This is a genomic window from Micromonospora sp. CV4, from assembly GCF_003667455.1.
Taxonomy (GTDB): Bacteria; Actinomycetota; Actinomycetes; order Mycobacteriales; family Micromonosporaceae; genus Micromonospora.
In genome coordinates this window covers 13,151-26,011 of the sequence record NZ_RCVI01000216.1, presented here as the reverse complement: position 1 = coordinate 26,011, position 12,861 = coordinate 13,151, and the positions used below count along the sequence as shown (strand labels likewise).

Genomic DNA, 12,861 nt, shown 5'->3' with positions numbered 1-12,861 from the left:
TGCGTCCAGATAAGCAGAGCAAAGGGGGACGCGCAGGGGTGGCCGGCCGGCCGGAGCGGCAGGGCGACCAGGACCGCACCGGGTCCCGACGGATGAGCCGGCGGCGGCCGGGCGAGGGGGCGTTCACCCGGCTCGGCTAGCGTGCCGGCATGACTCGTTGGGGCATCCTGGCCACCGGCCACATCGCCAGCCGTTTCGCCGAAGACCTCCGGCTGGTGCCGGACGCCGAACTGGTCGCGGTCGGCTCCCGCGCCGCGGACAGCGCGCAGCGCTTCGCCGACAAGCACGGCGCGAAGCGCGCCTACGGCTCCTGGGTGGAGTTGGCCGCCGACCCGGACGTCGACGTGATCTACGTGGCCACCCCGCACGCCGCGCACCACGAGGCGGCGATGACCTGCCTGACCGCCGGACGGGCGGTGCTGCTGGAGAAGCCGTTCACCCTCGACCTGGCCACCAGCACCGAACTGGTGGACACCGCCCGCGCCGCCGGGGTCTTCCTGATGGAGGCCATGTGGATGCGGACCAACCCGCTGATCCTTCGGGCGGTCGAGCTGATCGCCCAGGGGGCCATCGGCACGGTGAGCAGCGTCCGGGCCGACTTCGGGGTGTCCGGGCCCTTCCCGCCGGAGCACCGGATGCGCAACGCGGCACTGGGCGGGGGCGCCCTGCTGGACCTGGGGATCTACCCGATCAGCCTGGCTCACCTGCTGCTGGGCGTGCCGCAGCACATCCGGTCCTGGGCGCAGCTCGGCCCGGAGGGGACGGACGAGAACACCGGCATCCTGTTCGGCTACGACACCGGCGCGTTGGCCACGCTCAGCTGCGGCATGGTCGGGTTGAGCGGGCAGTCCGCAGCGATCACCGGCAGCAGCGGCCGGATCGAGCTGCCCGAGCCGTTCTTCCGGCCCGACTCGCTGACCCTGCACCGGGACGGCGCCGAGCCGGAGACGATCACCGCGGACACGACCGGCAACGGCTACCAGTACGAGGCGATCGAGGTGCAGCGCTGCCTGGCGGCCGGGCTGACCGAGAGCCCGCTGGTGCCGCACACCGTCACCCTCGAGGTGATGGCCCTGCTCGACGCCGTACGCGAGCAGATCGGCGTGCGGTACATCTGATGTCCGAAAGGAAAGGCCCCCTTGTCGACGATCGCGTCGACAAGGGGCCCTTTCGTCGTAGCCGGGTGGGTCAGCCGAAGAGCGGGCGGACCAGCAGGTAGGTGACGCAGGCGATCAGCGCGGCGGCCGGGAACGTGATGATCCAGGCGATCACGATGTTGCCGGCGACATTCCAGCGGACCGCGGAGAGCCGCTTGGTCGCGCCCACGCCCATGATCGCCGAGGTGATCGTGTGGGTGGTGGAGATCGGCGCCTTGAGCACCAGGGCGTTGAAGTAGAGCACCGCACTGGCCACCGTCTCGGCGGCGAAGCCCTCCGGCGGCCCGAGGTCGATGATCTTGCGTCCGAGAGTGCGGATGATCCGCCAGCCGCCGGCGTACGTGCCGAGGGCCAGCATGGTCGCCGAGGTCCAGAACACCCAGCCCGGGATGTGCGTCTTGCTCTCCTGGAAGCCACCGGTGTAGAGCGCCAGCACCACGATGCCCATGGTCTTGGCCGCGTCCTGCATGCCGTGACCGACCGACATGGCCGCCGCCGAGGCGGTCTGCGCCCAGCGGAAGCCGCGGTTGAGCTTGCCCGGCTGCCCCTTCCGGAACAGCCAGAGGATGGCCAGCATCAGCAGGTAGCCCAGGGTGAGGCCGACGATCGGCGAGAGCACCATCGGCAGCAACACCTTCACCCCGATGTTGCCCCACTGCACGATGCCGCCGGTGGACAGCAGGGTCGCGCCGACCAGACCACCGAAGAGCGCGTGCGAGGACGACGAGGGCAGGCCGAAATACCAGGTGATCAGGTTCCAGGCGATGGCGCCGAGCACCCCGGCGAAGACCACCCCCAGGCTGCTCACGCCGGTGGGGAGAGTGACCAGGCCGTCGCCGACGGTCTTGGCCACCCCCGCGCCGAAGTGCGCGCCGATGAAGTTGCCCACCGCGGCGAGCAGCAGGGCGATCCGGGGTGTCAGCGCCCGGGTCGAGACACTTGTCGCGATCGCGTTGGCGGCGTCGTGGAAGCCGTTGGTGTAGTCGAACGCCAAGGCCACCCCGATCACCGCCAGCACGGCGATGAGTTCGGGAGTCAGTGTCACAGGATCAGGACTCCTTGACCGCGATGGTCTCGACCGTGTTGGCGACGTGCTCGAAGGCGTCACAGGCGGCCTCCAGCTCGTCGGCCACCTCCTTCATCTTCAGCACCGTCAACGCGTCGTACTCACCGGAGAAGAGGCGGACGAGCAGCTGCCGGTTGATCCGGTCGCCCTCGTTCTCCAGCCGGTTGCACTCGATCCAGTAGTCCTCGAGGTCCTTCATCGACTTCAGCCGGGGCATCGCGTCGGCGGTCAACTTGGCCTGCTGGTCGAGCACGTTCACCATCTCGTGCAGCTCGCGCGGCAGCGCCGGAAGCTCGGTCAGCCCGTAGAGGTAGAGCAGGTCGCCGACCGCCTCCAGGTGGTCCATCACGTCGTCGAGCAGCGAGCCGAGCCGGTAGATGTCCTCCCGGTCGAACGGCGTGATGAAGGTGGAGTTGATCTTCTTGTACAGCTCGTGGGTGATCTGGTCGCTGTCGTGCTCGACCTCGGTCAGCCGCTCGCTGACCGACTGCACGTCGACGCCGGGCAGGGCCAGCTCGTTCAGCAGCTCGGTGCCCCGGACCAGGTTCTGCGCGGCCCTGGTGAAGAGCTCGTAGAAGGCGCCCTCGGTGGGGCGGAAGGAAAACTTCACAGCACAGACCTCGTCGCGTCGGTGGAAGGGTTGCGGTACCCGTCGGGTGGTCGCTCGGTGAATGCTAGGAAACGCCAGAACCGCGAATTCGTCGGCCCACCCCTGGTCAAGCCTCATTCACCGGTCGTTCACCTGCTGTTCATCTCGGCCGTCCCATGCGCCACCGCTCCCCCAGCACGCAACCGTTCGCGCTCGCGGGCCACGTCGAAATCGGCAGGCGGATACCCCAGATCGAGGGTGTCGAACGTCTCTCGCAGCAGGTGGGCCACCGCCCAGTCCCGGTACCACTTCCGGTCCGCCGGCACCACGAACCACGGCGCGGCGTCCGTGCCGCACCGGCTCAGCGCCTCGGCGTACGCGGCCTGGTAGTCGTCCCAACGAGCCCGGGAGTCGACGTCGGAGGGGTTGTACTTCCAGTGCTTGCGGGGGTCGGTGAGCCGCTCCAGCAGCCGTTCGCCCTGCTCGGCGTACGAGATGTGCAGCATCACCTTGACCAGGGTCACGCCGTCCTCGACCAGCTCCTGCTCGAAGGAGTTGATTTCGTCATAGCGGGCCCGCCAGGTCGACTCCGGCACCAGCGAGCCGACCCGGGCGATCAGCACGTCCTCGTAGTGCGACCGGTTGAACATCCCCACGTACCCCGGCGGCGGCAGCGCCCTGCGGATCCGCCACAGGAAGTCGTGTCGCAGCTCCTGAGGGGTGGGCGGCCCGAACGAGCGGATGTGCAGGCCCAGCGGGTTCATGGCGCCGGCCACCCGCTTGATCGTGCCGTCCTTGCCGCCGCAGTCCATCGCCTGGAGCACCAGCAGCACCCGGTGCGCCGGCCGGTCCGAGCCGGCCTTGGCCATCGCGAAGAGCATCTCCTGCTGCTGGCCCAGCTCACCGCCGACCAGCTCCACCTGCGCGCGGGCCCAGGCCTTGCGGTGCTCGCCGGTCACCTCGGTCCCCGGCAGGCCGGGCGTGGACCGGGGGTCGATCCGCCCGAGATCCACCGGTGCGGTGACCCGCAGCAACGTCCGCATCGGGCCGCCGTCGGGCGCCACGATCTGCGCTTCCTGGGGTGCGCTCATCCTCGGATCATCGCCCACCCGCCGACGAACCGCCCGCCGAGCGCCGCCCCGTCACGGCGGGCGGTACGTTCGGGGCTGCCGGCGCGTCCGGTTGCCGGGAGGATGTGCGCGGCAGGCGCCGGCCGGGGAGAGGTGGCTCATGCGGGACCTGGCGACGGAGTTCGAGGCCGAGCGGGGCCGGCTGCTCGCGGTGGCCCACCGGATGCTGGGCAGCCGCAGCGAGGCCGAGGACGCGGTCCAGGAGACGTGGCTGCGTTACGCCGGTGCGCTCGCCGACCCGGCGGCACGCGCCGAGATCCGCGAGCTGTCCGCCTGGCTGACCACCACCTGCGCCCGGATCTGCCTGGATGTGCTCCGCTCGGCCCGGGTCCGGCGGGAGGCGTACCCCGGGCAGTGGCTGCCGGAGCCGGCGGTGCGCCCGGTGGGCGCCGCGGCGCCCACCGACGGGTACGCCCCCGACCCCGCGGAACGGGCGGTACGCACGGACCAGGTCGGCACGGCGCTGATGGTGGTGCTGGAGCGGCTCGCGCCGGAGCAGCGGGTCGCTCTCGTGCTGCACGACGTGTTCGCGGTGCCGTTCGCCCGGGTCGCCGACGTGCTCGGCACCACCGAGGTGGCCGCCCGGCAGCTCGCCTCCCGAGCACGGCGGGCGGTCACCGCACCGGACGTGCCCCGGCAGACGGCCGACCCGGCCGAGCAGCGGCGCGTGCTCGAAGCATTCGTCGCCGCCACCGAGTCCGGCGAACTGGATCCACTGCTGCGGTTGCTCGCGCCGGACGTGGTTTTCATCGGCGACTCGGGCGGGCACTTCCCGGCGGCCCGTCGGCCGGTGGTCGGCGCGGAAGCGGTGGGTCGCTTCACGCTCGGCCTGTTCGGCCGGGCCGGCCGGTACGCCCACCGGGTGCTGGCGCGGCCGGTGCTGGTCGACGGTGTGCTCGGCCTCCAGTTGGAGACGGTGCACACGGACGGCCGGCCGATCCGCATGGTCACCGCGTTCGCCGTGCACGAGGGCCGGATCACCGGCATGTTCAACCAGCTCAACCCGGAGAAGCTGACCGAGGTGCCGCCGTTGGGCGACGACGACCGGTGGCCGCCGCGCTGGTGAGCCGGCCGGTCGGGCGCCTGCGGGCTCAGACCACCAGGGCCAGCCACTTGCGGTACGAGGTGGCGAACGGCTCGGTGCCGTCGCCGAGCGCGCCGAACAGCCAGCGGGCCGCCGCCTCGGCCTCGACGACCACGTCCTCCGGGTAGCCGTACCGGGCGCGGTGCTCGGCGAACTCGTCCTCGTCGAGCAGCTCCACCAGCCCGGTGGCCCGGCGTCGGACCACGTCCAGGTCCAGGTCGATCAGGTGGACGATGTCGTCGGACTCCCAGTGGGCCGGGGTGGCGATGTCGCAGTAGACCTCGCTGGTCCGCGGCGGCGGGTTGAACATTCCCGTCCACCACGCGTGGTGCGGCACCAGCAGGACGAACGGGATCTTCTCCACCGACGGGCGGCCGTGGTAGACCGACTCGGTGCCGGCCGGCACGCCGAGCCAGATGCCGAGGTCGTCCTCGGCGAGCCGGCGGGCCGGGTAGTCACGGTGGGCGCTGCCGTCGTACTTGCGGTAGATCACTCGGACCACGTCGCTCGGCATGATTCGCACCCTAACCGATACTGCCCACGCGTCGTAGCGCGGTCGTAACCGGACGCTGCCGGACCCGCCCGGCGCCGCGCCACGCGGGCGGATGGGCTCAGCCCGTGTCGGCTGCGGCGGGTACCGTCGCACGGTGACTCCGCCCCGCACCGCCACCGGTTCCGCCACCCCGTCGGCCCGTGCCGGTAGCCGGCGACGGGGTGCCCGGCCGAGCGGGGCGGAGCTGCTCGCGGCGGCGGTCGGCGCGGTGCCCGGCGGCGCGGCGCGCCCCGGCCAGCAGGAGATGACCACGGCGATCGAGGAGTGCGTGACCACCGGCGAGCACCTGCTCGTCCAGGCGGGCACCGGCACCGGCAAGTCGCTGGCGTATCTCGCGCCGGCGCTGACCGTGGACGGCCCGGTGGTGGTCTCCACCGCCACCCTGGCGTTGCAGTCCCAGCTGGTCGACCACGACCTGCCCCGGATGGCCGACGCGGTCGAGCCGCTCCTCGGCCGCCGGCCCACCTTCGCGGTGCTCAAGGGCCGCCACCACTACCTCTGCCTGGCCCGGCTGGACAACTCCACCGCCGAGGAGCCGGAGGACACGCTCTTCGACGCCCCGGCCGCCCGCCCGGGCGGCGGGACGAAGTGGCTCGGTGAGGCGGGCCGGATGGGCAAGCAGATCGAGCGGCTGCGCGACTGGGCCGAACGGACCGCCACCGGCGACCGCGACGAACTGGACCCGGGGGTCGACGACCAGGCCTGGCGGTTGGTGTCGATGCCGGCCCGGGAGTGCGTCGGGGCGACCCGCTGCCCGTTCGGGGCGGAGTGCTTCGCCGAGGCGTCCCGGGCCCGGGCCCGCGAGGCGGACATCGTGGTGACCAACCACAGCCTGCTCGCCGTGGACATGCTGGCCGACCGGCACATCGTGCCGCCGCACAAGCTGCTGATCGTGGACGAGGCACACGAGCTGGCCGACCGGGTCTCGTCGGCGGCACAGGCGGAACTGGTGCCGGAGTTGATCGACCGGTCCACCCGGCGGGCCCGCCCGCTGCTGCGGCCGGAGACCGCCGAAGCGCTCACCGCCGCCGGCGACGCCCTCGCGGTCGGGCTGGCCGAAACGCCGGCCGGGCGTCTCACCGCCGGGCTGCCGACGCCGCTGCGGGAGGCGTGCACGCTGCTCGACGCGGCCACCCGCGCCGCGCTGGACGCGATCGGCGAGGTCAAGTCCGACGATCCCGACCCGGTCCGCAAGCAGCAGGCCAAGGCGGTGCTGGACGAGCTCTCCACGACCGCGCAGCGGCTGCTGGAGGAGGCCGACCACGACGTGGCCTGGGTGGAGAAGAACGACAGCGGCAGCCGGCGGGCGCTGGTGGTCGCGCCGCTGTCGGTGGCCGGCACCCTCGCCACCCACCTGTACGACGAGCGCACCGTGGTCGCCACGTCCGCCACCCTGGCGCTGGGTGGCCGGTTCGACACGGTTGCCCGCGCTCTCGGGTTGGACGCGCCGCCGGTCCCGGCGTCCCCGGCCGCCGCCTCGCTGGCCGCCCGCACCGGCCCGGGCCGCCCGGCGGCCGAGACGCCGGGCCGCCGGCTGGCCGACGCCGCCACCGTCCCGGCGACCGAGGGTCCGGGGTGGCGGTCGCTGGATGTGGGGTCGCCGTTCGACTACGCCCGGCAGGGCATCCTGTACGTCGCGGCGCACCTGCCCCGGCCCAGCGTCTCCGGGCTCCCGGAGGCGGCCGGGGAGGAGCTGCTCGCGCTGGTCGAGGCGCTCGGTGGTCGTACTCTCGGGCTCTTCTCCTCCCGGCGGGCCGCGCAGCAGGCGGCGGAGCTGCTGCGCGCGCGGACCGACCTGCCGGTGCTGTTGCAGGGCGAGGAGGCGCTGCCACTGCTGGTCCGCCGCTTCCGCGAGGAGCGCTCCAGCTGCCTGTTCGGGGTGATGTCGCTCTGGCAGGGGGTGGACGTGCCGGGCGACGCCTGTCAGCTCGTGGTCATCGACCGGCTGCCCTTTCCGCGGCCGGACGAGCCGCTGGCGGCGGCGCGCGCGGCAGCCGTGGACGCCGGCGGCGGCTCGGGCTTCGCGGCGGTCAGCGTGCCGATCGCGGCGGTCCGGCTGGCGCAGGGCGTGGGCCGGTTGATCCGGGCGACCGGTGACCGCGGGGTGGTCGCGGTGCTCGACTCCCGGCTGGAGACCGCCCGCGGCTACGGGCCCTTCCTGCGTCGCTCGCTGCCGCCGTTCTGGTACACCACCCGTCCCGAGGTGGCCCGCGGCGCGCTGCAACGCCTCGCCGGCACCTGACCGCCGGCCGCGGGTCAGGGAGCCTGCGCGGCGACCACCACGGCGTCGGGAGGGGTGTCCGGGACCGTCCGGGCGGCCAGCCGGCGGACCGCGGTGTTCAGCACCGCGATCAGCGGCACGGACACCAGCGCACCGGTGATCCCGGCGAGCACCACCCCGGCGGCGATACCGATGATCACCGCGAGCGGGTGGATGGCCACCGCCCGGCCCATGATCAGCGGCTGGAGCACGTGCCCCTCCACCTGCTGCACGCCGATCACCGCGCCCAGGATGATCAACGCGGTGACCGGGCCGCTGTCGACGAGCGCCACCAGCACCGCCACGCCACCGGAGAGCGCCGCACCGACGATCGGGATGAACGCGCCGAGGAAGACCAGCGCGGCCAGCGGGAAGGCGAACGGGACGTCGAAGACGACCAGGAAGATGCCGATGCCCACCGCGTCGATGAAGGCCACCAGCACGGTCGCCCGGACGTAGGCGCCGAGCGTGTGCCAGGACGCGCGGCCGGCGTCATCGACCTTCCACCGGGCGGCCACCGGCAGCAGCCGGACCAGGAAGCGCCAGATCCGGTTGCCGTCGCGCAGGAAGAAGAACGTCGCGAAGAGCACCAGCAGCGTGCCGGTCAGCACCTCCGCCAGCGTCGCCGCGGTGCTCAGCGCCCCGCTGGTGAGGTCCGAGGTGTTGGAGTTGATCCAATCCTGCGCCTCGTCGATGTAGCGGTCGAGCTGGGTGTCGGAGAGGTGCAGCGGGCCCGTCTTCAGCCAGTTCTGGATCTGCCGGACGCCCTGCGAGGACTTCTCGCTCAGCTCCGGCGCCCCCCGGATGAACTCGTTGACCACCAGGGTCAGCGTGCCGATCACCCCGGCCAGACCCCCGACCAGCACCACGGCCGTCGCCAGCGACCGGGGCAGCCGGGCCCGCAGCAGCCAGCCCACCGCCGGTGCGAGCAACGCCGAGAGCAGCAGGGCGATGGCCAGCGGAATGATCACGATCTTGATGGTGCCGACGATCCGGAGCAGCGCCCAGGCCACCACGCCGATCACGATCAGCCGCCAGCACCACGCGGCGGCGATCCGCAGCCCGTGCGGGACGTCGGCGTCGTCCCGGCTGGAGGTCGAGCTGTGCAGGTCCGCCGGGGGTTGCGCGCCGACGACCGTGGCCGACGGGGGCGCGGCCGGCCCCGGCACGGCGGGCGAGGCCACCCGGGCCGGCTCCGAGTCGTCGCTCGACACGCTCCGATTGGCGCGCACCGACTCCCGTCCCGACTGGTAGGCGCGGCGGAGCCGCCCGCGTACCCGCTCGAAGCGGCTCAAGCGCACCTCCTGGCAGAGAACCGGTCCGCCCACAGCGACAGGGCGGACAGCTTACGTCCGCCCCCGACACCATAGGGCAGTTCCGCCACACATTGCCCCGACCGCCTCGTGCGTAACCACCGTCGGGCCGGCCGTCGGCCACACGGTAGCGTCTGCGACGTGACCGCCGACCAGGATCTCGACACCGGTTTGCCGATCCGCCTGCTGCACGACCGTGTGCTGGTGCGGATGGAGGGCAGCGAGGGCGAGCGCCGCTCCACCGCCGGCATCGTCATCCCGGCGACCGCCGCGGTCGGCAAGCGCCTCGCCTGGGCCACCGCCGTCGGAGTCGGTCCGAACGTCCGCGCCATCGTCTCCGGCGACCGGGTGCTCTTCGACCCGGACGACCGCTCCGAGGTCGAGCTGCACGGCCGCGGGTACGTGCTGCTGCGGGAGCGGGACGTGCACGCCGTGGCCGCCGAACGGATCGAGAACGACTCCACCGGCCTCTACCTCTGACGCGCCTCCCCCGGCCACCGCGCCCCACCGCGCACCGTTTGCCAGGCCGCACGAAGGGAAGCCATCCGGCGACCGTGGCCCTGGGGAGGGACGATGCCGGTATTCGTGAAGAAGCTGTTGGCCTGGGGCAGCGTCGCGTTCCTGATCTACTTCATGGCATTCCGGCCGGACGGCGCCGCGCAGATGTTCAAGGCGATCGGGGCCGCGCTGATGGCGATGGCCCAGGGCCTCGGTGACTTCCTCACCACCCTGATGACCTGAGCCGCCGCCGGCCGTCACTGGTGGCGGGGCGGCCAGGGCGCCCCCGGCGGAGGGCCGTACCAGCCCTGCGGGGCGTATCCCACCGGAGGTTGCGGCGCGGCCAGCACCACCGGGATCGGCACCACCGGCTCCTCCGGCGCGGCCACCGGACGCTGCGAGCCGTCCGGGAAGCGCAGGTGGTAGCGGCTGCCGTCCCAGACCCCGGCCGGGGCCTGCGGGTCCCGCCCCACGAAGAACGACCGGTACGCGGTGATCGCCTCCAGCAGCTGCCGCTCCTCGAAGGCCGTCCGTTCCCGGTCGGCGGGCTTGCGGTCCAGACCGCGCAGCGACCCGTCGCGCAGCAGGGCCAGCCGGGTCGCTGCGAACTGGTACCCGCGCATCGCCCGCACCCCGGCGTCCCCGGCCACCCGGCGTGCCCAACTACGGGCCGCGTGCCGGCGACCGAGGCTGCTCAACGCGGCCACCTCGGGCGGGCTCAGCCAGCCGGCGCGCACGTAGTCCGGCAACGTCCGCTCGGTGAGCCGGCCCTCCCACGCGCGCAGCCACACCGCCAGCCCCACCATTCCGAAGAAGATCGGCACCATCAGGCCCAGGAAGCCGTACAGCATGATCAGCGCCTCGCCGGTGGCCTGGGTGAGCGTCGGCAGCAGGTTCCAGGTGCCGTGCAGCATCATCGCCAGCAGCAGACCGGCGACCGGGGCGAGCACCCGTACGCGCCGGTCGGCGGTACGGGCCGCGACACCGAGCCCCACACCGGTCATCGAGGTGAACAGCGGATGGGCGAACCCGAACAGCAGGATCCGGACGATGAAGATGGCGATGACCTGCTGGGTGCCCGTCGCCGGGCCGTACCGGTCGGCGCCGGTCGCGTAGCCGTACCCGCCCAGGTAGAGGATGTTCTCCACCATGGCGAACCCGACCGCGGAGAGCCCGCAGTAGACCAGGCCGTCGGTGATCCCGGACCACTCCCGGCGACGGAACACCAGCAGCAGGATCGGGCCGAGGGCCTTGGTCAGCTCCTCGATGAACGGCGCCACCAGCACCCCGGTCAGCGCGGCCGGCAGCCCCCAGTCGGCGAACCGGCCGGCGGCGAACTCGTTCACGGTGAGCGAGGCGGCGGTGGAGACGAACGCCCCCCAGGCGAAACAGAAGATCAGATACTTCAGCGGCTCCGGCTCGTACCGGTCCAGCCAGAGGAAGCAGGCGACCAGCACCGGCACCGGCAGGATGGCGGCGACCACCCCGATCAGCAGTGCCCGTACGCCGAGCGACTGGCCGAGCGTGAAGACCATGAACACCGCGCACCCGGCGATGAACAGCACCACCCCGGCGAGCACCAGGAACCGCCGCCAGCCCAGGCGGCGTAGCGGCATCCGGGGCGCCTCGCCGGTGGACGGGGCTGCGGACGCGGGCGGCGACGGCAGGGGTGCACCGGGCGGGGTGTCGGCCATGCGGTCAGCGTAGCCATCCGCCGCCGGCTGGTCCGGGCCCATTGGCAGCCGCTATGCTGCCGACAGGTCACGAGCGCCAGCGTCAAGCCCCGGCTTGCTGGCCGGCAACCCTCGTCGAGTTCGCGGTGGGGTGCCCCGGGTGATGACCGGGCCCAGCCCGATCGGCGTGCTGGGCAAGCGCGGACCCCGTCCGGACATCGCACCCGGGGTCCCTGACCCCGGAGGTTCCGGCGTGTCCGTCACCCTCGTACCCTCGCTGCCCACCCGGCCCGTCAGCGCGCCCGCGCCGGCACCGTCGCGGCCGCTCGACGTGCTCGGCGTACCGGGCGAGATCAACCTGGACTACGCGGCCAGCGCGCCGTGCGCGCGGGCCGCCGCCGACGCGGTGGCCGAGCTGCTGCCCTGGTACGCGAGCGTGCACCGCGGCGCGGGAGCGCTGTCCCGGCGCTGCACGCTGGCCTACGAGCGGGCCCGGCAGACGGTGGGCGACTTCTTCGGCGCGCGCGCCGACGACCACGTGATCTTCACCCGCAACACGACGGACGCGCTCAACCTGCTGGCGCGGGCGGTGCCCGCCGGCACGACGGTGGTCACCTTCGCGGGCGAGCACCACGCCAACCTGCTGCCCTGGCCACGCGGCTCGGTACGGCTGCCGGTGCCCACCGATCCCGCCGAGGCGGTACGCGCTCTCGCCGCCGCCCTCACCGAGCTGCGCCGGGACAGCAACGCGGCACTGCCGGTGCTGGTCGCGGTGACCGGGGCGAGCAACGTGACCGGTGAGCGCTGGCCGGTCGCCGAGCTGGCCCGGGTGGCCCACCGGCACGGGGCACGGATCGTCCTCGACGCCGCCCAGCTCGCCCCGCACGTCCCGGTCGACGTGCTCGCGCTCGACGTGGACTACCTGGCCGTCTCCGGCCACAAGCTGTACGCGCCGTTCGGCGCGGGCGTGCTGGTCGGCCGGGCCGACTGGCTGGACGCCGCTGCGCCGTACCTGGCCGGTGGTGGCGCCACCAGCCACGTCGGGCCGGCCACGCACGACGTGACCTGGGTGACCGGCCCGGCCCGGCACGAGGGCGGCACGCCGAACCTGCTCGGCGCGGTGGCGCTGGCCGCGGTGTGCGAGGCGCTGGCCGGGGCGGACCGGGCGGCGCTGGCCGCCACCGAGCAGGAGCTGCTGGGCCGGCTGCGGGCCGGTATCGCGGCCCTGCCGCACGTGGTGGAGCTGCGCACCTTCGGCCCGGACGCGCCCCGCGTCGGCATCGTCTCGTTCGTGGTCGCCGGGTGGGACTCGGCCGAGGTGGCCGCCCGGCTGGCCGTCGATCACCGGATCGGCGTACGGGACGGCCTGTTCTGCGCCCACCCGCTGGCTCGGCGGCTGCTGACCGAGGCCGCGGGGCGCACCGGCCGGCGGGACCTGCCGCCCACCGCGCTGCGCGCCAGCATCGGCCTGGGCAGCACCTCCGCTCAGGTGGACCGGCTGCTCGCCGCCCTCGCCACGCTGGGCTGAGCCGGGACGG

The 12,861-nt window shown here is 73.2% G+C and carries 12 protein-coding genes and 1 riboswitch; of the genes, 6 read left to right on the top strand and 6 right to left on the bottom strand.

Annotation, left to right across the window (positions count from 1 at the left end):
- Window positions 1-149 precede the first annotated feature (149 nt).
- A complete protein-coding gene (locus tag EAD98_RS08650; protein ID WP_121653530.1) occupies window positions 150-1,118 on the top strand; it encodes a Gfo/Idh/MocA family protein in 969 nt (322 codons plus the stop codon).
- Window positions 1,119-1,188: 70 nt separating this feature from the next.
- On the opposite strand, the gene EAD98_RS08645 is transcribed toward EAD98_RS08650, so the two are convergent.
- The 3 genes from EAD98_RS08645 to EAD98_RS08635 form a co-directional block, all read right to left on the bottom strand.
- Entirely contained in the window at window positions 1,189-2,196 is a 1,008-nt protein-coding gene (locus EAD98_RS08645) for an inorganic phosphate transporter (RefSeq protein WP_121653604.1), read from the bottom strand.
- Between the two features lie 10 nt (window positions 2,197-2,206).
- Window positions 2,207-2,833 (bottom strand): DUF47 domain-containing protein, encoded by a 627-nt coding sequence (locus EAD98_RS08640; protein ID WP_121653529.1) that lies wholly within the window; start codon window positions 2,831-2,833, stop codon window positions 2,207-2,209.
- Between the two features lie 128 nt (window positions 2,834-2,961).
- Entirely contained in the window at window positions 2,962-3,903 is a 942-nt protein-coding gene (locus EAD98_RS08635) for a PPK2 family polyphosphate kinase (RefSeq protein ID WP_121653528.1), read from the bottom strand.
- A 139-nt stretch (window positions 3,904-4,042) separates the two neighbouring features.
- Between EAD98_RS08635 and sigJ the strand changes: the two genes are divergently transcribed.
- The gene (gene sigJ, locus EAD98_RS08630; RefSeq protein ID WP_121653527.1) at window positions 4,043-5,008 is read left to right on the top strand and encodes an RNA polymerase sigma factor SigJ; all 966 of its coding nucleotides are present in this window, start codon (window positions 4,043-4,045) and stop codon (window positions 5,006-5,008) included.
- Window positions 5,009-5,033: 25 nt separating this feature from the next.
- Here sigJ and EAD98_RS08625 read toward each other — a convergent pair whose 3' ends face one another.
- Entirely contained in the window at window positions 5,034-5,540 is a 507-nt protein-coding gene (locus EAD98_RS08625) for a DUF402 domain-containing protein (RefSeq protein WP_121653526.1), read from the bottom strand.
- Between the two features lie 91 nt (window positions 5,541-5,631).
- Between EAD98_RS08625 and EAD98_RS08620 the strand changes: the two genes are divergently transcribed.
- Window positions 5,632-7,821: an ATP-dependent DNA helicase gene (locus EAD98_RS08620; protein ID WP_199723343.1), complete on the top strand. Its 2,190-nt coding sequence runs from the start codon at window positions 5,632-5,634 to the stop codon at window positions 7,819-7,821.
- A gap of 14 nt (window positions 7,822-7,835) precedes the next feature.
- Here EAD98_RS08620 and EAD98_RS08615 read toward each other — a convergent pair whose 3' ends face one another.
- Entirely contained in the window at window positions 7,836-9,134 is a 1,299-nt protein-coding gene (locus EAD98_RS08615) for an AI-2E family transporter (protein ID WP_121653602.1), read from the bottom strand.
- Window positions 9,135-9,293: 159 nt separating this feature from the next.
- Between EAD98_RS08615 and EAD98_RS08610 the strand changes: the two genes are divergently transcribed.
- Together EAD98_RS08610 and EAD98_RS31220 are read left to right on the top strand one after the other, a co-directional pair.
- On the top strand, window positions 9,294-9,632 hold the full coding sequence (locus tag EAD98_RS08610; RefSeq protein ID WP_121653525.1) for a co-chaperone GroES: 339 nt from the start codon (window positions 9,294-9,296) through the stop codon (window positions 9,630-9,632).
- A gap of 93 nt (window positions 9,633-9,725) precedes the next feature.
- Window positions 9,726-9,893 carry a hypothetical protein gene (locus EAD98_RS31220; protein WP_199723342.1) on the top strand — a complete coding sequence of 56 codons (168 nt, stop codon included), beginning with the start codon at window positions 9,726-9,728 and terminating at the stop codon, window positions 9,891-9,893.
- Between the two features lie 14 nt (window positions 9,894-9,907).
- On the opposite strand, the gene EAD98_RS08605 is transcribed toward EAD98_RS31220, so the two are convergent.
- Window positions 9,908-11,386 (bottom strand): PrsW family intramembrane metalloprotease, encoded by a 1,479-nt coding sequence (locus EAD98_RS08605; protein WP_121653524.1) that lies wholly within the window; start codon window positions 11,384-11,386, stop codon window positions 9,908-9,910.
- Between the two features lie 23 nt (window positions 11,387-11,409).
- Window positions 11,410-11,530, top strand: a riboswitch (SAM riboswitch).
- 46 nt (window positions 11,531-11,576) lie between these two features.
- Here EAD98_RS08605 and EAD98_RS08600 point away from each other — a divergent pair.
- The gene (locus EAD98_RS08600; protein ID WP_121653523.1) at window positions 11,577-12,851 is read left to right on the top strand and encodes an aminotransferase class V-fold PLP-dependent enzyme; all 1,275 of its coding nucleotides are present in this window, start codon (window positions 11,577-11,579) and stop codon (window positions 12,849-12,851) included.
- Window positions 12,852-12,861: the final 10 nt, after the last annotated feature.

Bases quoted from the DNA above. Each gene is read 5' to 3' on its own strand.
- EAD98_RS08650 (WP_121653530.1), top strand. From the start codon at position 150: ATGACTCGTTGGGGCATCCTGGCCACCGGCCACATCGCCAGCCGTTTC.
- EAD98_RS08620 (WP_199723343.1), top strand. From the start codon at position 5,632: ATGGGCTCAGCCCGTGTCGGCTGCGGCGGGTACCGTCGCACGGTGACT.
- EAD98_RS08625 (WP_121653526.1), bottom strand. From the start codon at position 5,540: ATGCCGAGCGACGTGGTCCGAGTGATCTACCGCAAGTACGACGGCAGC.
- EAD98_RS08635 (WP_121653528.1), bottom strand. From the start codon at position 3,903: ATGAGCGCACCCCAGGAAGCGCAGATCGTGGCGCCCGACGGCGGCCCG.
- EAD98_RS31220 (WP_199723342.1), top strand. From the start codon at position 9,726: ATGCCGGTATTCGTGAAGAAGCTGTTGGCCTGGGGCAGCGTCGCGTTC.
- sigJ (WP_121653527.1), top strand. From the start codon at position 4,043: ATGCGGGACCTGGCGACGGAGTTCGAGGCCGAGCGGGGCCGGCTGCTC.
- EAD98_RS08605 (WP_121653524.1), bottom strand. From the start codon at position 11,386: ATGGGCCCGGACCAGCCGGCGGCGGATGGCTACGCTGACCGCATGGCC.